General features: G+C 38.5%; 24 protein-coding genes. 9 read left to right on the plus strand and 15 right to left on the minus strand.

Going from position 1 to position 21,810, the window contains the following annotated elements:
- Positions 1 to 167 precede the first annotated feature (167 nt).
- On the minus strand, positions 168 to 524 hold the full coding sequence (locus KO513_RS02045; protein WP_215912073.1) for a hypothetical protein: 357 nt from the start codon (positions 522 to 524) through the stop codon (positions 168 to 170).
- 851 nt (positions 525 to 1,375) lie between these two features.
- Here KO513_RS02045 and KO513_RS02050 point away from each other — a divergent pair.
- From KO513_RS02050 to KO513_RS02080, 7 genes are all read left to right on the plus strand, one after another.
- Positions 1,376 to 1,948: a Crp/Fnr family transcriptional regulator gene (locus KO513_RS02050; protein ID WP_215912074.1), complete on the plus strand. Its 573-nt coding sequence runs from the start codon at positions 1,376 to 1,378 to the stop codon at positions 1,946 to 1,948.
- Between the two features lie 118 nt (positions 1,949 to 2,066).
- Positions 2,067 to 2,549, plus strand: a complete 483-nt coding sequence (locus KO513_RS02055; RefSeq protein WP_155596378.1) for a cupin domain-containing protein — start codon at positions 2,067 to 2,069, stop codon at positions 2,547 to 2,549.
- 33 nt (positions 2,550 to 2,582) lie between these two features.
- A complete protein-coding gene (locus KO513_RS02060) occupies positions 2,583 to 3,680 on the plus strand; it encodes an L-dopachrome tautomerase-related protein (RefSeq protein ID WP_215912075.1) in 1,098 nt (365 codons plus the stop codon).
- 132 nt (positions 3,681 to 3,812) lie between these two features.
- Positions 3,813 to 4,751 carry a cyclase family protein gene (locus KO513_RS02065; RefSeq protein WP_215912076.1) on the plus strand — a complete coding sequence of 313 codons (939 nt, stop codon included), beginning with the start codon at positions 3,813 to 3,815 and terminating at the stop codon, positions 4,749 to 4,751.
- Between the two features lie 25 nt (positions 4,752 to 4,776).
- Complete coding sequence (locus tag KO513_RS02070) at positions 4,777 to 5,985, plus strand: MFS transporter (protein WP_074674803.1); 1,209 nt, start codon at positions 4,777 to 4,779, stop codon at positions 5,983 to 5,985.
- 12 nt (positions 5,986 to 5,997) lie between these two features.
- On the plus strand, positions 5,998 to 6,936 hold the full coding sequence (locus tag KO513_RS02075; protein ID WP_215912077.1) for an aldo/keto reductase: 939 nt from the start codon (positions 5,998 to 6,000) through the stop codon (positions 6,934 to 6,936).
- A 54-nt stretch (positions 6,937 to 6,990) separates the two neighbouring features.
- Entirely contained in the window at positions 6,991 to 7,950 is a 960-nt protein-coding gene (locus KO513_RS02080) for a TIGR03571 family LLM class oxidoreductase (RefSeq protein WP_215912078.1), read from the plus strand.
- Between the two features lie 927 nt (positions 7,951 to 8,877).
- Here KO513_RS02080 and KO513_RS02085 read toward each other — a convergent pair.
- The 3 genes from KO513_RS02085 to KO513_RS02095 form a co-directional block, all read right to left on the minus strand.
- A complete protein-coding gene (locus tag KO513_RS02085) occupies positions 8,878 to 9,201 on the minus strand; it encodes a hypothetical protein (protein ID WP_215912079.1) in 324 nt (107 codons plus the stop codon).
- Between the two features lie 131 nt (positions 9,202 to 9,332).
- The gene (locus tag KO513_RS02090; RefSeq protein ID WP_215912080.1) at positions 9,333 to 9,671 is read right to left on the minus strand and encodes a hypothetical protein; all 339 of its coding nucleotides are present in this window, start codon (positions 9,669 to 9,671) and stop codon (positions 9,333 to 9,335) included.
- 431 nt (positions 9,672 to 10,102) lie between these two features.
- Positions 10,103 to 10,429 (minus strand): hypothetical protein, encoded by a 327-nt coding sequence (locus tag KO513_RS02095; protein ID WP_215912081.1) that lies wholly within the window; start codon positions 10,427 to 10,429, stop codon positions 10,103 to 10,105.
- A gap of 142 nt (positions 10,430 to 10,571) precedes the next feature.
- On the opposite strand from KO513_RS02095, the gene KO513_RS02100 reads away from it, so the two are divergent.
- Together KO513_RS02100 and KO513_RS02105 are read left to right on the plus strand one after the other, a co-directional pair.
- A complete protein-coding gene (locus tag KO513_RS02100; RefSeq protein ID WP_215912082.1) occupies positions 10,572 to 11,093 on the plus strand; it encodes a YceI family protein in 522 nt (173 codons plus the stop codon).
- A gap of 105 nt (positions 11,094 to 11,198) precedes the next feature.
- Positions 11,199 to 12,161 (plus strand): TerC family protein, encoded by a 963-nt coding sequence (locus tag KO513_RS02105; RefSeq protein WP_215912083.1) that lies wholly within the window; start codon positions 11,199 to 11,201, stop codon positions 12,159 to 12,161.
- A 23-nt stretch (positions 12,162 to 12,184) separates the two neighbouring features.
- On the opposite strand, the gene KO513_RS02110 is transcribed toward KO513_RS02105, so the two are convergent.
- The 11 genes from KO513_RS02110 to KO513_RS02160 form a co-directional block, all read right to left on the minus strand.
- Positions 12,185 to 12,616, minus strand: coding sequence for a hypothetical protein (locus tag KO513_RS02110; protein WP_252735642.1), 432 nt, complete (start codon positions 12,614 to 12,616; stop codon positions 12,185 to 12,187).
- 1 nt (position 12,617) lies between these two features.
- On the minus strand, positions 12,618 to 12,872 hold the full coding sequence (locus KO513_RS02115; protein ID WP_215440425.1) for a phosphopantetheine-binding protein: 255 nt from the start codon (positions 12,870 to 12,872) through the stop codon (positions 12,618 to 12,620).
- A gap of 37 nt (positions 12,873 to 12,909) precedes the next feature.
- Complete coding sequence (locus tag KO513_RS02120; protein ID WP_215912084.1) at positions 12,910 to 14,184, minus strand: beta-ketoacyl-[acyl-carrier-protein] synthase family protein; 1,275 nt, start codon at positions 14,182 to 14,184, stop codon at positions 12,910 to 12,912.
- On the minus strand, positions 14,177 to 14,629 hold the full coding sequence (locus KO513_RS02125; RefSeq protein ID WP_215912085.1) for a 3-hydroxyacyl-ACP dehydratase FabZ family protein: 453 nt from the start codon (positions 14,627 to 14,629) through the stop codon (positions 14,177 to 14,179). The genes KO513_RS02120 and KO513_RS02125 overlap by 8 nt, the downstream gene beginning before the upstream one ends.
- 13 nt (positions 14,630 to 14,642) lie before the next feature.
- The gene (locus KO513_RS02130) at positions 14,643 to 15,422 is read right to left on the minus strand and encodes an SDR family oxidoreductase (protein ID WP_215912086.1); all 780 of its coding nucleotides are present in this window, start codon (positions 15,420 to 15,422) and stop codon (positions 14,643 to 14,645) included.
- A 20-nt stretch (positions 15,423 to 15,442) separates the two neighbouring features.
- Complete coding sequence (locus tag KO513_RS02135; protein ID WP_215912087.1) at positions 15,443 to 16,498, minus strand: type III polyketide synthase; 1,056 nt, start codon at positions 16,496 to 16,498, stop codon at positions 15,443 to 15,445.
- A 16-nt stretch (positions 16,499 to 16,514) separates the two neighbouring features.
- On the minus strand, positions 16,515 to 17,219 hold the full coding sequence (locus KO513_RS02140; protein ID WP_215912088.1) for a methyltransferase domain-containing protein: 705 nt from the start codon (positions 17,217 to 17,219) through the stop codon (positions 16,515 to 16,517).
- The gene (locus tag KO513_RS02145) at positions 17,219 to 18,343 is read right to left on the minus strand and encodes an NAD(P)/FAD-dependent oxidoreductase (RefSeq protein WP_215912089.1); all 1,125 of its coding nucleotides are present in this window, start codon (positions 18,341 to 18,343) and stop codon (positions 17,219 to 17,221) included. Before KO513_RS02145 ends, KO513_RS02140 begins: the two co-directional genes overlap by 1 nt.
- Before the next feature lie 85 nt (positions 18,344 to 18,428).
- The gene (locus KO513_RS02150) at positions 18,429 to 19,124 is read right to left on the minus strand and encodes an OmpA family protein (RefSeq protein ID WP_215912090.1); all 696 of its coding nucleotides are present in this window, start codon (positions 19,122 to 19,124) and stop codon (positions 18,429 to 18,431) included.
- A 7-nt stretch (positions 19,125 to 19,131) separates the two neighbouring features.
- Positions 19,132 to 19,614 (minus strand): lipocalin family protein, encoded by a 483-nt coding sequence (locus tag KO513_RS02155; RefSeq protein WP_215912091.1) that lies wholly within the window; start codon positions 19,612 to 19,614, stop codon positions 19,132 to 19,134.
- 143 nt (positions 19,615 to 19,757) lie between these two features.
- Entirely contained in the window at positions 19,758 to 21,734 is a 1,977-nt protein-coding gene (locus tag KO513_RS02160; RefSeq protein WP_215912136.1) for an alpha-ketoacid dehydrogenase subunit alpha/beta, read from the minus strand.
- Positions 21,735 to 21,810 lie beyond the last annotated feature (76 nt).

The raw sequence follows: 21,810 nt of genomic DNA on the forward strand, positions 1-21,810 counted from the left end.
CCAGTGGCTGATTACTTTTGGCGGCGGGTTGAAGCTTCAGCATTTTTTTGTTTAGCTCACGTCATTTTTATTGATTTTTAATTGAGTTCGTGAATCTCCTTTGTCGATTTCGCAGCCGCATAATCTCGCTCAAAGTATACTTTGCCGTATCAAGAAAAAAGATAAATTCAATGATTTGGTTGCACGCTGCGCCTTTGATTGCGACAACTACATCTGATTTTAACAGTCTCTCCGTTCTTACTAAAACCTCTTTTAGATTCTCCTTGTTTAATGGTAATAGTTTCGGATACAGATGTTACTTTTCCATTCTTTGAATATTCCCACCGAAAACAGCCTGCTCGTGTTGCTCTAACAATCTTATCGGTCCGGAAAGGTGATTTTATTTCAAGAAAACCACATCTTATTGAATTAAAATTTTCGCTTAGTTCAAGATGGTTTTCGTCCATTACTTCGTTAGATTTTATGCTATGAACTGCCGTAGTACTAATCAGCGATAGTAGAAGAACTTTAAATGTGTTTTTCATAAAAATGTTTTATAAAGTTTGAATCGGTAACCTAATCCATAGCAAATGCTAAGAATATTGAATAAAATAAATACAAATAGTGTACCAGAGATTTTTGAAATAGTCCGGCATGATTGCCAAAATTCTAATGCTCATCCATTTTAGAATTCATTTCCTATTTGACATAATGTTACTAGTACCTAAAGAAAAGCTTCAATAAAGTTGGAAGGTTAGCAAGGGCTAAGAAATTATCTCGCTTTGCCAGCGCTTCATCTCGCTCATATTTTAAAAGCTCTACAAGACCTTCCAAAATACTGCCGTTAGCTGTTGCGGCAAGTTGGCGAGAATCTTGTAGAAAAAAATCTTGTACACATTTCCTAGAATACGGGAATTTTAAATAACCCTAAAAGGCTGCTTTCAATAAGACTTTAATAAACATTCCAGTAAAACGGCTTTGACATAATATCTGCCGATATGAACCTAAAGGCGTCATATCTGATATTATATCAAATGCAAGCATGCTCCGTTTTACACATTAGACAAATCTGTATCATAATGTTCCGCCTTATGTAACTTTGCTTTGGTTACGGCATAATAATTAAGATTGTGAATCTTTATTATTTGAGCGAGATGGTGCGCGGGCAAAGTTGTTACCATCTTCCTTGGTTTTTTTCTTTCTAAAAACTTTCTTCTAAAAAGGTAATGCAACACTTATTAACTGACCGACGATAGGAGGGAGGGCAATGTGTGTGGAATGAAAATGTAATTTTAATGACTGTGTAAAGTAAATTTATGCTCTTTAACTGGTTGTCTATCTAATATAAAATGCAACAATAAATAACATTTCAAATAAAGAAAAGTATTTTTACACTATGGAAGACAAGTTGCAGTTATTAAGACAACATTTTGAAGAAATCGTTTCTTTAACTGATGAGGAGTGGAATTTTATAAAATCGCACTTTGAATTTAAAAGTCTTAAAAAACACCAATTTTTAATACAAGTGGGGCAACCTGTAGACTTTGAATATTGGATTATCAAAGGTTTGGTAAAAGCATATTCCATAGATGAAAAAGGCAAAGAACACATTCTTCAATTTGCTATGGAAGACTATTGGGTGAGCGACCATTGTGCTTTTCAACATCAAGAACCCGGGACTATTTTTGTGGATTGTCTTGAAGATTCTGAGTTCTTATGTTTGTCTTTGGAAAACAGGGAAAAGATTTGTTTTGAGGTTCCTGCTGTTGCCAACTTTTTCAGAATTAAATCTAACAACGGTTATATAAATTTACAGCAAAGAATCCTATCTTTGCTTACTATGACCGCGGAAAGCAGGTATGAGTACCTATTAAACAAACTTCCAAAATTGATTCAACGCGTTCCTAAAAAATTAATCGCTTCTTATTTAGGCGTATCCAGAGAGACTTTAAGTCGTTTTAACAGCTAAAAGTGACCTAAATCACTTTTCAAGATTGATATACATCACAAAAAATCCGTGATGTATGTCCTCGCACACATCTTGGTTTTCATAGAATTTTGTATCGAACAATTAAATACAATGTACTATGAAAACTACAAGAACACTTTTTCTATTATTTACAGTAATTGCCATAGGCTTTAACACCTATGCGCAAGAAGATAAGAGACCGTTAATGGGTAACTCCTACGGTATTATCAATATTGATGAATATGTAACGCTACTACCTAAAAGTCATAATGGTATCATTAAAGATATCAGATTAATAGACCGCGAACACGCAGGCGTTAGAATCTTCAGGCTGTATGACGAAGTGCCTATGCACTACCACGCAAAATCTGATGCCTACCTCTACATTTTAAATGGCAAAGCAGAATTTTATGTTGCCGATAAAGGTCCTGTTGTTGCAGGAAAAGGCGACTTACTTTTTTGGGGCAAAGGTACAGCACACGGTAACGGAAAAATTTTAGAAGGTCCGTTAGACGTGCTCGTTTTTGATGCCTTAGCCAGAGACCCAAGCGATGTAATCTGGGTAGACCCTTCAACCCAAAAGAAATTTTTAGGCAACTAATTAAATCATATTCACTTTTTAAAAACAATAACGATGAAAACAGTAACAATTATAAAAACAGTCTTGTTCGCACTTGTAATGAATTTTACACTATTAGCACAAGCACAATTAGAAACGATAGCAACATTTCCAGAATCAAGACCAGGAAATATAACGGTGTCTAACGACGGAAGAATATTTGTAACAATGAGTGCCTTAAGTGCTTCAAAATATATGGTGAAAGAAATATTGCCTAATGGAGAAGCCATTCCGTTTGGTGATAAAGAATGGATTGTAAAACCCGAAAAAGGAAGCATAAAAGGTATCAATTCAACTATCGGAATACAAGCCGATGCTAACGGAACTCTTTGGGTGTTGGATATGGGTAATGTAAAACAAAATCAGGTTCCAAAATTAGTTGGTTTTGATTTGGTGACCGGAAACGTCACAAAAATTTTTCCTATCCCGAATACGGTATTATCAACAAAACCTTTTTTACAGGATTTTGTAATCGATGTTAAAAACAACACTGCTGTAATTGCAGATATGACCGATGCTTTAAATCCGCCAATTGCGCCAGCTTTTGTAGTGATAAACTTAGAAACGGGTTATATAAGACGAGTTCTGGAAGGAAATGCATCATTTTTGCCTGCTGATGAACCAGTGAAAATTCACGGTAGATTAGTCTCTCATAAAAGAAAAGACGGTACTACCATTCAACCAAGATACCCATTAAATCCAATTTCTATAGATGACGAAAATAATTACATCTACTATGGTGCAATGGGAAACACCAAAATTTACCGTATTTCGTCTGCTGTTTTAGCAGATGAAAGTAAGCAAGATAGCGACCTGAATAAGTACATCGAGTTTTATGCCAACAAACCAAAATCTGACGGATTTAAAGTGGGTGCAAACGGAAAAGTATATGTAACCGATGTTGAAAATTCAGCCATTGTAGAAAGTACGCCTGCTGGAATGAAAACCATTGTGCAATCCAAAAAAGACCTGTCTTGGCCAGATGGTGTTGCCATACACGAAAACTACTTGTATATCGTAGCAAATCAGCTTCACAATCTGCCTTTATTAAATGAAGGAAAAGATGCCAGTAAACCACCTTACTTGGTGCTCAAAATGAAGCTTCAAGATTAAATAAAATTAAAAGTAAAGTGATGTATAAGCAGTATTAAGTGTGACATACATCACTTTAAAATGGTGATGTACATCCTCGCACACCCCTTGCTTTAATCGGAAATTTGTATCAGAAATAAAAAACATATTAAAATGAAAACAATAGTAAATACTTTAAAAACAATGGCGTTAGCAGTTACACTTTTTACTGCTTTAAGTACAAACGCACAACAAGTACCAACGTCACCTTATGGAGCAGACGATGAAATTGGTGCTCTTAACCTTTTGAATGAAGAAACGGTTTTAGATGCCGTAAAATTGGTTAAGAAAGGAAAAGTATATCGCCTGGGAATGGTTGTAAATGCAAAAACTGCAGCTTTCCGTCACAGATACTTTCATATTGAAACGTTGCAACCAGAAACTGCTGCTGCAGGTTCTAACAAATTTACTTATGTAGATGACCAGTTAATTGGTTGGACAGGTGTTGGATCTCAAATAAACGGATTGGCACATTACGGTAGAGACAATGTGCATTATAACGGACATAAAGTAGAAGATTTTTTAACCGTTTCTGGTGTAAAAAAATTAGGTCTAGAAAAATTACCTCCAATTGTAACTAGAGGAGTTGTATTAGATATGCGCTCATATTACAATCAAGACATTGTAAAAGAAGGTACTGTTTTTACAGTAGAAGATATTGAAAAAGTAGCCAAAAAACAAGGCATTGAAATCCGTAAAGGAGATGTCGTACTGTTTTATACAGGATGGACAAAATTAATGGGTAAAGATGACAAACGTTACCTAGCTGGCGGACCTGGAATTGGTACTGAAGCTGCACATTACTTAGGTAAAAAAGGAATTGTAGCAGCAGGTGCAGATAACTGGTCTTTTGAAGCTGTACCACACGAAAACAGCGAACTTTCTTTTCCTGTAAATCAAATGATGGCAACCGAGTACGGTGTACAAGTATTGGAAAACATTCTTGTAGATGAGTTGGTAGAAGATAAAGCTTGGGAATTCCTTTTTGTATTAGGTCACCCTTTATATGAAGGCTCTACGCAAGTACAAATAAATCCTGTTGCCATTAAATAACAATAACATAAAACGATTATAAATTATGGAAACATCAACAATACATAGAGATACTACGGTAGCCAAAAAGAAGAGTCTACCAGCCGCATTATGGGCATTGACCATTAGTGCATTTGCCATAGGAACAACGGAATTTGTAATTGTAGGTTTATTATCTACGGTTGCAAGTGACCTGGGCACATCACTAACATCAGCAGGATTATTAGTTAGTCTGTACGCAATTGGTGTTGCCATTGGTGCCCCCATATTAACTGCCTTAACAGGTAAAATTCCTAGAAAACAATTATTAATGGGAATTATGTTGCTTTTCATCATTGGCAACGGATTGGCAGCTATCTCACCAAGTTTTGAGTTGTTGCTATTATCAAGAGTGGTAACAGGTTTTGCACACGGTGTATTTTTCTCTATCGGGTCTACAATCGCAGCTAGTTTAGTGCCAAAAGATAAAAGGGCTACTGCCATTTCTATAATGTTTGCTGGTCTTACTGTTGCTATTGTAACTGGTGTGCCTTTAGGGACATACATCGGTCAGAATTTTGGATGGAGAGCAACCTTTATCGGTGTTGCCCTATTAGGATTAGTAGGTGCAATAGCTAGTTTAGCTTTGGTGCCTAAAAACATCAAACAATCAGCTCCATTACGTCTTATAGACCAATTAAAAGTGATTAAGAATCCGTCTATTTTATTGGTGTTAGCCATTACTGCATTTGGTTATGGAGGTACGTTTGTAACCTTTACCTATTTAACTCCTTTGTTGGAAGAAGTAACCGGTTTCTCTTCAAATATGACCAGTATATTCCTTTTAATTTATGGTATTGCCATCGCGATTGGGAATATCATAGGTGGTAAAGTCTCTAACAACAAACCAGGAAAAGCCTTATTGGTAATGTTTGCTTTACAAGCTATAGTGTTGTTTGTATTATACTTCACCGCTTCTAGTCAGATTTTTGCCATCGTAACCCTATTTTTTATGGGAATTCTAGCGTTTTCAAACGTACCGGCATTACAATTATATGTCGTAAAAATGGCTGAAAAATACTTACCAGGAACCGAAGATGTAGCATCTGCCTTGAACATTGCCGCATTTAACGTTGGTATTGCCATTGGTGCTTATGTAGGCGGAATTGTTGTAGAATCCAGCTTAGGTATTGAAGCGACACCTTGGGTAGGGGGTATTTTAGTGATTGTGGGATTCTTGTTGACCCTCGTTTTATTCAAAAAAGAAAAAATATAAATACTATAAATAATGACTGCATTAAAATTTAGAAACAACGACGAAATGCCAATTTTAGGCTTAGGAACGTTCCGTTCTGAACCAAATGAAGTGTACAATGCTGTACTTTCGGCTATTAAAATAGGATACAGACATATAGATTGTGCTGCAGCTTACGGAAACGAAAAAGAAGTAGGTAACGCCATTGCTGAAGCAATTAAACAAGGTTTGGTTACGCGTAACGATTTATGGGTGACTTCCAAATTATGGAATGCTTCTCACGGTGAAGAGAATGTGATTCCTGCTTTGAAACAAACTTTAGCAGATTTACAACTAGACTATCTAGACCTGTATCTTATCCACTGGCCTGTCGCTCTTAAAAAAGGAACGGAAATGCCAGAAAAAGCATCTGATTTTGTTCCATTATCAGAAGTGCCATTAACCAATACTTGGAAAGGGATGGAAGCTGTTTTAGAGCAAGGACTTGCAAAGCATATTGGCGTGAGCAATTTCAATGAGAATCAGTTGAAAGAAATAATAGCGACTGCAGTGCATCAACCAGAGATGAATCAAGTAGAAATGCATCCGTTTTTACAACAGAAAGAATTAAAAGCATTATGCTCGCATTTTGATATGCATCTAACGGCATATGCACCATTAGGTTCGCTTGTAGATAAAAATTCCAAACTACGTTTGTTGGAAAATGAAACCATAAAAACCATTGCCGAGGAAAGACATATGTCGCCTGCACAAGTAGCATTGGCATATACAATGCAACGAGGCATTGCAGTCATTCCTAAATCTACAAATGAAGCACGATTACTTCAGAACCTAGAGACGTTAAACCATACGCTTACAGAAGAAGATATGGCTTTGCTGAAGGCTTTAGATAAAGGACACCGTTTTATAGATGGTAAATTTTGGGAAGTTGAAAACGGACCCTACACTGCAGATAGTATCTGGAATGCTTAATCACATTGTTCATCAGGTGTCTTAACGGATACCTGATGAATTTAAACACACACTATGAATCCATTTGATAGACTATACAAGCCAGGTAAAATGACACTTGGCATAGAATTTCCTTTAGATAATGATTGGTCATCAGAAGGAAATCGCAAACGCTTGGAAGACAACAGACCTTTTGGAGTACCCGATATTTCCAATCATTTAGCATTGGCACAACAAATTGACGAAGCAGGATTTGCTGCTTTATGGATGCGAGATGTTCCTGTATATGACCCTAATTTTGGCGATGGTGCACAATTGTTCGATACGCTTCCATATTTGGGCTATTTATCTGCCGCTACAAAAAACATTTTGTTAGGTACTGCTGCAATTGTATTACCACTACAGCAGCCTATAAAATTAGCAAAAGCTGCTGCCACCATAGAAAATTTAAGTGATGGTAGACTATTGTTGGGTTTAGGTTTGGGCGATAGACCTGTGGAGTTCCCAATTTACAATATAGACTATAACAGAAGACCTGAAATCTTTAGAAAAAATCTTGATATCATTAAAGAAGCTTGGAAAACAAACAGTAATTTAAAATCTAAATACGATTTTTTAACTAACGGTATAGAAGTTTATCCTAAACCGAAAAATGACATTCCGCTTGTAATAGCAGGTCATTCCGGACAAAGCATTAATTGGATAGCAAAAAACGCACAAGCTTGGTTTAATTACCCAAGACCGGTTGCCGAAACTTTAGAAAACAGAAAATACTGGTGTAATGCTTTGTACGATGAAGACCAAGCAGCAAAGCCTTATATTTCGGCTATACATTTAAACCTATCTAAAAACGACAATGTGACTTTTAAACCACAGCGCTTTGGTGGCACTGTGGGCATCAACCATCTTACCGAATATTTAAAAGCATATGAAAATGTCGGAGTCAACCATATGGCAATAAACCTTAGAAAATCTGAAACGCCAGTTAGTGAAGCTATTGCTAAAATTAAAGATGTTGTATTAAGGGAGTTTTAGTATTAAAATGAAAACGGCCTAAGAGAATTTTGGTAAAACAATAGGCGAAGAGAGCGGCCATATTCTAGAGGGCTGGTAATAAGGTTTGTTGATGTGCAGAATGATTCAATGAGTTCAAAGGCGGTCTTAAGAGTTATAATGCTTTCTAGAATATAGCGACTGAGCCGTACATTGTTTCCAAAATTATCTGTAAGCCTTGATTTTTTTGTTTCTTTTTTTATCAAGAAAAAAAGATAAATAAAAACCTTGCTGGTTAGCATGTTGAATTCTATTTGACATAATGTTAGAAGTACCTAAAGAAAAGATAAAACAAGACGGGAGGTTAGCAAGGGCTAAGAATTTTGCTCGCAGAGAAAATTTTAGCTGTTGCGGCTAACTGACGAGAATGTCGTAGAAAAAAATCTTGCAGAGATTTCCTCGAATACACGAATTTTAAACAAACCTAAAAGGCAAGCTTTTAAATGGCGTTGGCAAGTGGCGGGAAATTGTGTTTAAATTTAAAATGCGATTAAGCATTTTAGAATTTAAAAAGCAATCGAGCGCTTGGTAGCGGCTATTTTACATAACGGCAAATTATGAGTACAGACGAAAGGTTTGTCGTGAGGGTTGCGGAATTTCTAAGTTTGGAATACATTTTCTTTTGTGTGCAAAATTTTCTTGTAGCGTAAATTAAACAGGTTGACGACCCTGTTGGTAATTCGCTTAAAAGCTACAAATGTGAGGGATATTTTACATAATAGAATTATGACTTACGTTTTTCATTAAACCTTTACGGTATGTTGGCAGCCGCATCATCTTTCTTGAATATTGCTTCAGCTTTTGGGCTAAACCAATATTACAAAATGTATCATAATTTATATTATGTAAAATAGAATATTTTGAATACCACTATCCTCTCGTTCAAACCCATGTAATTAAAAAGAAATGTTATACGCTCTTTACGTAACGGTCCACGTCTTTTACGAACACGTCAAAGCCTTGTACGTAATTTAAGAAGAGACGGTAACAACGTGCTGAGGCATTGGGGTCTTGACGTAACTTTTGGCTAATGTTTTTGTTGGTATCCCGTAAGATTCGGGCTTCGGCTTTTAAATCATCCAAACGCATGAACTGGTCATACGTTTGTGGTTCACACGTATAAGAACATAATTTGGCGTACAGCTGTGCTACAACCTTTAAATTTCGTTCTAATCTTTGTAATTGTAGTTCCGTGGTTTGAATGTCTTCTTGCCTCGTAAATGTTCCTTCCATATCAAACCTAATCTATAGTGTATCCTTGATATTACCGTCGTCAAAGATACACTACAAATAGGCAGAAAATTGCTGCAAATTATTAATTAACTTAACATTTACATTTACTTAAAAATCAACCACATAAAGTACTAGTGGCTGGTGCAAATGTCCAGGTATTCGGACACACCGTCATTTAATCTTCTAAATTCCGTAAGTTGCCTTTTGGCGCGTTCCAAATGGGTGCTTACTGTTTTGCGGGTGTCCTTTAAGGAGTTAATGATCTCACGGTTAGAATGGGTTAAGGAATCCATTGTAGTCCGTAAGGTTTCTATTCGTTCATAAAGCGAATAGGTTTTTGGTTCGCAACGGTACGAGTTGAGTTTGGTGCGTAGTTGTACCAAATCTTTTTGGTTACGTTCGAGTCTTACGACAATAGCATTTTTGTCATTTTCCTCTACTCTTGATGCGGGCTGTTGAGTTGTAGTCATAGGTGCAGGATTTTGGGTTGTTGAGATAAACTGTGTTACTCTAAGTTATAAAAAAAATCCTACAAATTCACTCTTAACTATCATATAATCAGACTTTAACATTAAATTAATGTTCTTTGCTATACTATGTCATCAGTCCAATTTCAGTTTTTATCCAAAAGTTATTAACAGCTAAACTACTGGGTTCTAGTTGTTCATGACCGTCTTTCAGCAATAAAAATTCACCAATAACATGGTTTGCTCAAAATCGTATTTTTCAATGCTAAAGGGTGTTAAAATTTCATTTCAGACCAAAAGGGACTCAATTTTTACTTCTGGAACTAGCTAAAATTCAGCTTAAAAGGTCAAAAAAGTGAAGTGAACAGCAAAAAAAATACCCTCATAAAGCAGTGCGCTCCATGAAGGTATTCTAGTTTAGGTGGTCTTTACTCTTATTCTTCGTCTTCAAATTCAATTTCGGCCATGGTACGGTTCAACCGGTTAGAAAATGGCTCGGTTATCAAATCCTCAAGCAATCGTTGTCTTTTTCGTTCGGAAATATCCAAGGTATCCAATATTTCACGTCTACGTTCTGTTTTAGCTATCCGTTCTTCCCTTAATTTCGTGCGCTCCTCTACGGTTAGAATGGCTTTGGGCTCAAAACGCTCCATGACCGTATATTTTGTGATCTCAGATTTTTTTTCTTTGATCTCTTGTGCAGACAATCCGCATGTACCTACAAGAACGCAGGCAGCTATCATAAAAAGGGGGTTTTTCATAATTACTTCATATTAGTTCTTTTATAAAGATAGTGATTTACCCAAAACAGTACTATTTTGCACCTCAGATTCCGTTTACAGCGATAAATTTGTTCATATTATCGGTAAATTATACTAACTTATTTTCTAAACCTAGATTATCATGCGTGTCAAATTCATACTACTTTTTATTGTTGGTCTCTTATTTTTCAGTGGTTCGCTTCAGGCACAGGACCAGGTTTCCATCGCTTCGGCAAAAATCACCTTTCATTTTATTTCAAAGGATGTTAAAGGCAGCTTGTCCGGGTTTGAATCTTCCTCCAAAATTTATCCGGACCGTATAACGGAATCCAGTTTTAAAGGCGCCGTACAAGTCGAAACCATTAAAACGGGGAATTTCCTTAGGGATTGGTCCTTAAAGAGCGGAAAATATTTTGATGCGGACACCTATCCCACTATTACTTTTGAAAGTACCCAAATTACCAAAACTAGCAACGGGTTTACCGTGACCGGAACACTTACCTTAAAAGGAACCGCTAAAACCATTAGCTTCAACTTTACGGAACAGGCCTCCAAACTCGTGGGGACCACTACTCTATTTTCATCGGATTTTGGAATTGACATTAAAAAAGAACGCCAAGATAATAAGGTAAATGTGAGCTTAACACTTGATTTGGGCAATTAAAACATTCTAAATTCCGCTTCTTTTGAATTGAATCAAAGGCTTTTGCAAATGCGCCTGAAACGAGTGTGAAAATGAAGTATCTTCGCAGGCGTAAAAATGCATTATATGTGGGTCTGGATTCTTTTTATTGCTTTGATCATTGTTTTTCTTGCGCTGGATTTAGGCGTATTTAACAAGAACGAACATGTTATTAAAACCAAGGAAGCCGCTATTTGGACTACCGTTTGGGTGTCCGTGGCCATGGCGTTCAGTGGGGTCATTTACTGGCTCTTTAGTCAAGGTCTGGTGGAAAACCCTACCAATTTAACCCCAAATAATGCGGTTCTAAAATACGTTACGGGTTACCTTATAGAACTGTCCCTGAGCATAGACAACGTATTTGTTATTGCCGTAATATTTTCCGCGTTTAAAATTCCCGCACTCTACCAACACCGGGTGCTTTTTTGGGGTATTCTTGGGGCCATAGTTTTTAGAGGGTTGATGATTCTCTTTGGCGTGGCACTGATTACCAAATTTGAGTGGATTATTTATGTCTTTGGGGTGTTCCTTTTATGGACGGCTTTTAAGATGCTTAAGGGCGATGACGATAACTTTAAACCCAAGGATTCATGGATATTCAAGCAAATAGGAAAAATTTATCCGATAACATCTGACTTTCACGGACATGACTTTTTTGTAAGACTGAAAGGTTTACGTGCCGCTACTCCCCTTTTCGTGGCCTTAGTGGTTATTGAGCTTACGGATGTGTTGTTCGCTTTGGACAGTATTCCCGCTATTTTAGCCATCACAGCCGACCCATTTATTGTTTTTAGCTCCAATATTTTGGCTATTCTAGGCTTGCGGTCCATGTATTTTTTGATTTCCAGAATGCTGGAAAAATTCCGTTATATCAATTACAGTTTGGTGGTTATTTTAGCATTTGTGGGACTTAAAATGTTGTTCTCCCATCAAGTGGAATTGCCGGAATGGTTATCCCTTGCGGTAATATCGGTAGCGTTGCTTTCCGGGATTGCAGCCTCATTGTTGATTCCTGAAAAGAAAAAGGAAGAAATAGAACCAGAGAATTAACCAAGAAAGGTTTCAATTGAACGTTAAGACCGCTTAAAGAAGCTTTTGTACAGCTTTTCTACGGCCCAATTGCCCAAAGGAAAATACAGGGCAAAGAACAACGCCATGCCTAAACTAAAGTTCCGGATACCAAAGAACTGGTCCATAAGATTGTTTGGGTAGGCATATGAAGTTTCAAAATAATACCCACCAAATTCTAGAAAACCCATAGCCACAAGTCCGTAAGCATATTGGGAATGAAAAGGAAGCTTCCTAAGCAATAAGGATATGGGAACCATATATAAAATGTAACAAGTGATTACTTGCCACCAATAGGTGAATTTGGCAATTTCTACCGCGGCTCCAAACCAGTTCATGACCATTCCCCAACTGAAATAAACAATACAATACAGCGCAATTAATCGTTTGTCTGCTAATAATTTAGGTTTCGCCCAATTCCAGAAATAAGATATCATTTTACTTGGTTTCGAGTTTTGCATCAATAATGGAAAGTGCGTCCTTTACCGTTTGCATTTGGTCCATATCGTCATTTTCGAGCATAATATCAAACTCGTCCTCAACGTCCAGAACAATGTCCACCAAATTAGCGGAATTTATATTGAGTTCACTTATGAAATTGCTTTCTAAAGTAATGGCATCTACCGAAACATCTTCGGGCAGATACACCTTTATAATATCCTTGAGTTTATTGTATTTTGTTTCTTCGTTCATAGTTGTTAAGTCGATAAAACTGTGTGGACTTCTGGTTTCAGGAATTAAATCGTTTAAAAATAACACAAGCATTTACATCTCCAAAACCGAAACTTGCTTTTGCCAAAACAGTAGGTTGATGTGGAATGGTTTTCTGTGGAATACAATCAGGAGCTATTAGGTCTGTAATTTCCGGGTGCAAGTCCGTACAGTTCAGGTTTCCAAAGGTTTGAGAGGTGTTAAACTGAAGCAACGCAGCCACACATTCAATACTCCCCGCCGCCGATAAGCAATGCCCGAACATTCCTTTAAATGAATTGATAAAGGGAAAATCACTACCAGAGCACTCCAAAGCGGTACTCCAGTTGGAAATTTCCAGCGCATCTTTACTCGTTGCCGTCAGATGTCCATTAATCACATCTATATCAGAATTTTGAATGCCGGAATTCCGTACCGCTTGACCAATACAACGTTGTACGGCTTCGCTATTGGGAGCGGTCATAGTACCATCGCCACGTTGGCCGCCACTGTTTACGGCTCCCCCTAAGATTTCGGCATAAATATTTGCACCACGGGCTTGGGCACTTTCTAGGGATTCAAGAACCAAGGCCCCTGCCCCACTTCCAGGAACAAATCCTGCAGCACTAGCACTCAAAGGTCTGCTGGCCGCTTCCGGGTTATCGTTATAATTTCTGGGGAGAATACGCATGGCGTCAAAACCTGCCCAGACGTAAGGGCCGCTATCGCTACAGCTTCCTACCAACATACGTTCTGCCTGTCCGTTTGCAATACGCTCATACCCCATTAAAACCCCTTCCGTACCTGTTGTGCACGCGGAAGAGTTGGTAGTAACCTGGTTTCCACAGCCTAAAATACCACCCAAATAGGCGCTTACGCCACTTGCCATAGTTTGAACAACGCTGGTACTTCCCAAACGCCGAACATTTTTGGCATCAATTTGATAAATAGCTTCACGGAATTTATCCACACCCAAAGTGCCGGAACCAAAAATGATACCACTGTCCCAATCTGCTTCCTCCTTTTCGGCAATGTCCAGACCGCCATCTTTCCAAGCATCGGTGCCTGCAATAACCCCGTATATAATACCCGTAGCGCTGAGCCCGCGTAGTTGCAGGGGAGTAAAGTAATGCGATAGAAGTTCATCGCTTACCTCCGGTTTCCCCGCAATCTGACAACCGAACCCCAGCTGTTCCAACTCTGGTTGAAACCGAATGCCACTTTGGCCCGTGGTAATAGCTTCGGTAAAAGCAGCTAATCCCGTTCCGTTGGGAGCACAAACGCCCAGCCCTGTTACAACCACTCTTCTACGCATGGGCACTGGTTTTAAACATTCCGGATATTTCGCCTGTACAGACCAATTTCCCTTCCGTATTATGCATTTTTACAGAACACTTTAATTTATTGAACCTAAAGTATATTTTTTTTGAGGTCACGATTACTTTTTCATTCGGTTTAACCGGTAATAGAAATTCCATTTGTGTACTACTCATACCTATTTGCATTTCTGTTGGTGGCAATTTGGTTTCGTTTTGTAAAAAATAAATTCCCAAGCATACGACTCCTATTTGCGCACAACATTCCGTTAAGATTACACCGGGTGTTACAGGAACGTCTTTAAAATGCCCTTTATAAAAATATGAATCCTCAAGAAAGGTATAAGTCCCGACCACTCCATTTTCGGTAACCTCCGTCAGTTCATCAACGAACAAAAAAGGTTCTGTGTACGGCAAAACATTGGTTATGTGGTCATAGTTCATAATCTGTCAATTTCTATTGCAAGCTTTCACCTCCATCAACCTTAATTACAGTTCCGGTTATCCATTTGGCTTCACCCTTGCTGAGCAAATAAACGGCATTGGCTACATCTTCAGGGGTAGTTAAACGATTATGGGGATTACGCTCTAACGCACTTTTCTTTAAGATCTCACTATTGGGAATTATGGCAAAAGCCTTTGTTTCCACGGTTCCCGCTTGAATACAGTTGGCCTTTATCCCCTTTGGAGCATATTCCAACGCAATGCTTCGGGTGAGCGCCTCAAGGGTAGCTTTTGCCGCGGAAACAGCGGCATATCCTTCCCATGCCTTGGTACTTCCCTCACTGGTAAAAGCAACGATACGGGTATCATCATCGAATAAATCGGCTTCAAAAATAGCTTTTGTCCAATCATAAAGACTCAATGCCATAGCGTTTAAAGTGATTTCAAAATCTTGATGATTCAAGGTTGTGCTATCATCCGATACCATAGGTTTTAAACTTCCCTTGGCTATGCTATGAACCATCATTTTTATCTTTCCTTTAGTAGAAAGTGCAGTCTTTATGGCATCAATGGTTTCGTTTCTTTTCTCCGCATTTATAGCATCGATATTGAAACTTAGCAATTTAACTCCCCTTGAAGTGATTTCTTGAAAATTAGCGTTAATCTTCTTTAAATCAGACCTTCTATCTCTATGAACTATAATAATATGAAATCCATGACTTGCCATTTTTTTGGCAGTTGCCAAACCCAGACCACTGCTTCCGCCAAGAATAAGAACCCATTGTTTTGCCATGTTTGATTTTTAAAATTCGTTTACCATTCCAATAGAACACGCTGCGCCGAAAAACCTGGGCCAAAGCTAAGAATGAGTCCTTGGTCGCCTTCCTTGATATCTTTTTCCATAAAGCGTTCCAAGACATACAGAACAGTAGCACTGCTCATATTTCCATACTGACGCAATACTTCCCGGGTATCGTCTATATTTTTTCCCATTGCCCCAAATAGTTCTTCCACCGTTTGGACAATTTTTTTGCCTCCAGGGTGAAAAATAAGATGGTCCACCGCCTCAATGGAGGTACCGTGCTTTTCCAAAAAAGGATGTACAATGTTAGGAAAATGAGCCGAAATAGTCTCCGGTACGGTAATATCCAATATCATCTTGAGTCCGTGATTGGTCAAATCAAAGCCCATCATGTGCGTGGCATCCGTAAAATGGTACATTTCCCCTCCTTTTATTTTTGGGCCTCTGGCATTTTCCTCTGAGGATAAAAGGACACAAGAAGCGCCATCGCCAAAAATAGCGGCACTGACCATGTTCACCATGGAAAAATCATTAAGCTGAAAAGTTGCCGTGGGACTTTCAACTGCTATTACAGCAGCGCGCTTACCTGGATTGGACCTTAAAAAGTTCTGTGCATATATCAATCCTGAAACTCCGGCCGCACAACCCATCTCCGTGACCGGAAGTCGCACTACATCTTGCCTAAGCCCTACATCGTTTATTAAATACGCATCTAACGACGGAATCATAATGCCCGTGCAGCTAACGGTAATGATATAATCCAGTGAATCCGCACTCCAATCACTGGCATTTAAGGCCTTTTCCAAGACCTTTTTTCCCAGTTTTTTGACCTCGCGGATGTAAATGGCATTTTTTTCTTCAAACGAGGTTGCCGTAAAAACCTCCTCGGGTTTCATAATGCTGTAGCGTTTATCAACCGCCGCTCCTTCAAATATTTTAATGACTTTTCTACGGAAACGGTCTTCTTGACCCGAAAGCCAAAGGTTCACCAAGGGTATTATTTCTTCGGTAGGCTTGCAATAATCGGGCAATTGCTTGACCGTTTTTACTATTCGTACTTCGCTCATATATTTTAGTCGGTCGTTAATGTTGCGCTACCCATACAATTCTAAAAGCCCATTTTTTAGTAATGCTATGTTTCATTTTTGTTAATTCTGCTGCAAATGCCTGTAATTCCTTTTTAAGAAATCCACTTTTAATGGAAGTAAGTCCGTCTTTTTTGGCAATATTCGTTCGTATAAAAATAGTACTAAACAGTTTAAAAAGTTGATATGAAAGTGCACTTCGTTGCAAATCGTTAATAATAAAACCGATTCGGCTCAATTTTGAAAACTGATTTAGAAATTGTGGAATTTCATGGTTTTTAAAGTGATGCATGGTTAAGGTGCAAAGCAAAATATCGCAGTGCAATTCATCTTGCTTCAGTTCTAAAATGTCCTGTTTAACATATTGAATTTCTGGAAATTTAAGGGATTGCTCCCGTGCAATTTCTAGACTCTTTTCATTTAGGTCCACTCCAATACACTCCAAATTAAAATGATGCTTTCGTGACCAAAGAACTAACGTTCTGAGCATGCTTCCATTGCCGCAACCCATATCTAAAATCGTATATGATTTTTTGTTTTTATCCTGTATTAGGCTGTGTACGGCCTGAACAGTTAAATTATTACCATTTAAAAATGAATTGGCACGGTCAATATCCAATAAAACCTTTTTAAGCTCTGTCTGATCTAGGGACAGGTCGTCCATCAACTCGGTTTCAGTACTTCTTTTAGAAAAATCACCCATTATTGAATTGGTTTACCGTGCGTATTCTTAATCAATTGTCTCAAAAGCCAAGGTTGTTTTGCAACCAATGTTATGGCCCAATCTGCCAAAGTAGGATTTAGCAATACCGATTGAAGTCGTCTACCCCACCATAACCTTCTTTTAAAAGTACGGTTCCATGCTTTAACATAATCACGTTCCATCTTCGTAGGGTCAGTTTCTTTTCCCGTTAAAAAATCACGAATCAGTTCCGAGGCAATTTTAGCGCTATGGATAGCCATGGCCATACCATTACCGCAGAGCGGATGAATTAGGCCCGCTGTGTCTCCACACATAAGCACATGGTCCTCTACCGGGTTTTTAGACCGAAAGGAAATTTGGGCAATAGTTAGAGGTTTTTCAAAAAGTGGTTCGGCTTTGCTTAAGAAGTTCTCTAAAATTGGGTTCTCCCGAATTACCTGTTTATTAAAACGCTCAATATCCTTTTCTTGCTGAAAACTTTTGTACGACGCCATATAACAGAAATTTACTGCACCGGATTCGGTTTTGGAGAGTCCACCATAACCACCTTTAAAATTGTGTAAACCGACTTTATCTTCGGGAAAATTATTGAACTGGTAATGGCATTTAACCGCTAGCCAAGATGATTTTTCTTGTATAAAATTTCGATTCAATTGCTTATCCAAAGTACTTCTTTTGCCATATGCACCAATCGCTATTTTTGAAGTAAAGGTTTTATTTGTTGATGTAACTATTTTAAATACAGGTTTTTGAAAAACCAAAGAAGTTGCGCTCTCAAAAACAAATTCAACTCCTAGTTCCGTTGCTCTTTTATACAACATAGCATCAAATGCATAACGACTGATTCCCGTTCCTCCTAAAGGTAATTTAGCGTTTAGCACGGTTCCCGTAACCGTCGAAAATTCTAAAGTTTCAATTGAAACCGCCCCAGATTGCTTTAAATCAATTCCTAGACTTTTTAGATACGGAAGCACTTCGTTGGAAACATATTCGCCACATACTTTATGATGTGGATAGGGTTCCTTTTCAATAACCAAAACGCTATGGTCCGCTTTCGCTAAATGAATAGCGGCTGTTAAACCCGCTAAACCACCTCCAACTATAATAACATCATACTGCTCCACTAGGGGAAGATAGTTAATTAAACAAAAAAAATACCGACATGAACTGCCGGTATTTTTATAAAATTATAGGTAAGGGTATGTAATATTAGCCCTTAACTTTTTGTTTTGCTTCTTGTTTCAAAGCTTCACTGGCAACAATAGCAAGTTCTACCCTACGGTTTTTAGCTTTTCCTTCTTTGGTAGTGTTATCTCCTACAGGTTGCGTTTCGCCATACCATTTCGTTTCCAAACGGCTTTTATCTATTCCCTGGGAAATTAGGTAATTGGTAACCGATGTAGCTCTTTGCTCGGATAAAGTCATATTATAATCATCCGGTCCGGCACTATCCGTATGACCTTCTACCAATACGTTAGATTTTGGATAATCCTTCAAGATTTTGGCCAAACTGTTCAATGTAGTTTGCGAAGTACCTTTTACATCGGATTTGTTGGTGTCAAAATAAACACCTGCATCTTCGTTAAAGGTTACATTAATACCTTCACCAACACGGCTCACCTCTGCCCCTGGAATTTCCTCTTCAATACGTTCTGCTTGGCGGTCCATTCGGTCTCCAATATAACCACCGGCAACTCCACCAATGGCAGCGCCAAGAATAGCTCCCAATACCGTATTGTTACCGTTACCCACATTATTTCCGATAACGCCACCAATAGCAGCACCACTACCCGCACCTATTACAGCTCCTCTTTGTTTGTTGTTTGAATTTTGTATGGTTTTACAACCTACTACCATGGTCAACGCCATGACGATATATGCTGATCTTAGAATTACTTTCTTCATAATTATCTTATTGTTTTGTAAAATTATATATAACGGAAACCGGACTTCCATCCACGTTTACATCAGATTTTAAAGTCATTTGAGAAGGGGTCAATGAAAGAATCTCCAATCGGTATCCTGTTCTTCCGTACAGGTCTTTTTTCTTTTCATCAATGTATTTAAACTGCAATTGATCGTTCCCGTTTTCGTTTTCAAGAACGGACCATCTAATATTCCTTACACCTCCCGCGCAGGCACTATTTGAGGTAGGGATGGTATAACTTCCGGTGCTATTGTTTTCCAAAAAGTACCACGTACTTCCCTCAAAACAGAACCCATTGGCATCATTAAAAAGCATGGATTTAAAAGAGCCTTCACTAGCTTCGTAACCCACATTTTCCAATACCCAGTTACCATTAATGGTCTTGCGTTGTTCGCGCACGTTCTTAGAAAGAGAACAGGAAGTCAAAACTAGTGCGCAAACGAACAGTGCAATACTATTCTTCATCATAATTTTAATTTAAGTTTTGTCTATATACGAGTGGAAATCCTTAAATGTTTCCAACAAACCGTTAAACAAATATTAATACGGACAAAGTTACTGCATTACAGTTGTTTGGGTTAATGGGAAAAATAAAGATGTTTGCTCAATGACTAATACGCAAGAAGTTCTTTAAGGGCTGTGAGGAATCTTTCTTTGGGCAAGTAATCGTCTTCAAGCTTTTTAGCAAAAGGGATTGGGGTTTCCATACTGGCCACACGCTTTACGGGACCATCTAGATATTGGAACCTATTTTCCATAACCAATGCAGAAATATCACTGGCAATACCTCCAAATAAGCTGTCCTCTTGAAGTATAATCAGTTTTCCTGTTTTTTCTACGGAAGAATACACTGATTCCATATCCAAAGGTGCCAACGTACAAAGGTCAATTAGGTCCGCCGAAATATCAGGATTCTTTTCAAGAGTATCCAATGCCCAATGAACACCTGCGCCATATGAAATAATGGTTATATCTTTTCCTTCTTTCAATAATGCCGCTTTACCAAAGGGAAGTGTATAGTAATCTGCAGGTATGTTCTGGTATACGCTACGGTACAAAGCCTTGTGCTCAAAAAAGAGTACCGGATTGGGGTCATTAATAGCTGTAGCCAATAATCCCTTTGCATCATATGGAAAAGCCGGATAGGCCACTTTTAGTCCCGGGGTCTTGGTAAACCACGCTTCATTGGTCTGGGAATGAAAAGGACCGGCCCCTACATCGCCACCGCAAGGCATACGGATGACTACATCGGCTTTTTCATTCCAACGGTAATGGGATTTGGCCAAATAATTTACAACGGGATTAAAACCGCTACTTACAAAATCGGCAAATTGCATTTCAACAACGGCTTTCATTCCGTTTATGGAAAGCCCCATGGCCGCCGAAACAATTCCTGACTCACAAATAGGAGTGTTCCGAACACGTTCCTTACCAAAAGCCTCCATAAAACCTTCGGTAATTTTAAATACACCGCCATAATCGGCTACATCTTGCCCCATTATGACCAAATTGGAATGTTTCTCCATAGATTGCCGCAATCCTTTAGAAATAGCATCTACCAATCTAATGTGTTCCACCACTTTGCCCGGTTTGGTTTCCTCATACATAAAAGGAGCATATACATCCAATAACTCTTGGACAGGTTTGGATTCTACTTCCTCTTCGTCAAAAGCAAGTTTGAGATTTTCGTTTATCTCGGATTCGATTTCATTGCGTAAGGCTTCAATTTTTTCCGAGGTTAGAATACCTTCTTTTAAAAGAAAAGTTTCATAGTTGGCAATGGGGTCTTTCTTGCCCCATTCCGTCATTAATTCTTCGGGTACGTATTTGGTACCACTGGCTTCTTCGTGTCCACGCATGCGGAAAGTCTTAAATTCCACCAGAACCGGACGCGGATTTTCCCTAAGGTCCGTTGCGATCTCGCTCAATTTGGCGTAAACCTCTAAAATATGATTACCATCAATCGTATACGATTCTATGCCGTAACCCAGTCCCCTATCGGATAGGTTCTTGCAGTTGTATTGTTCCCTTGTGGGTGTTGAAAGTCCGTATCCATTATTTTCGATACAGAAAATAACGGGCAAATCCCATACAGATGCAATGTTCAGGGCTTCATGAAAATCGCCCTCGCTCGTTCCGCCTTCACCTGTAAAAACTGCCGTGACCGCTTTGTAATTTTTAAGCTTTTCGGCCAATGCAATTCCGTCCGCTACACCCAATTGCGGACCGAGATGACTGATCATTCCTATAATTTTATAGTCTTGGGTGCCAAAATGAAAACTACGGTCACGCCCTTTGGTAAATCCGTTCAATTTTCCCTGCCATTGGGAGAAAAGGCGATGCAATGGTATACCACGTGTTGTAAAAACGGCCAAGTTTCTATGCATAGGAAGAATGTATTCATCATTTTTCAGGGCATTGGTAACCCCCACCGAAATGGCTTCTTGGCCAATACCACTAAACCATTTGGAAATTTTTCCTTGACGTAAGAGAATCAACATTTTCTCTTCTATCATACGTGGCCGCAGAAGGTCCTTATATAGTTTAAACAAAGTCTCTTCGCTTAAATTCCTTTTATCGTATTGCATAAAATTCTTAAGGTGAAATTGCATTTTGGAAGATAAAAGTAGCAAAAATACCACATCTAGCGTCTGGATTGTTATA

This window comes from Zobellia sp. B3R18 (assembly GCF_018860715.1).
Classification (GTDB): Bacteria; Bacteroidota; Bacteroidia; order Flavobacteriales; family Flavobacteriaceae; genus Zobellia; species Zobellia russellii.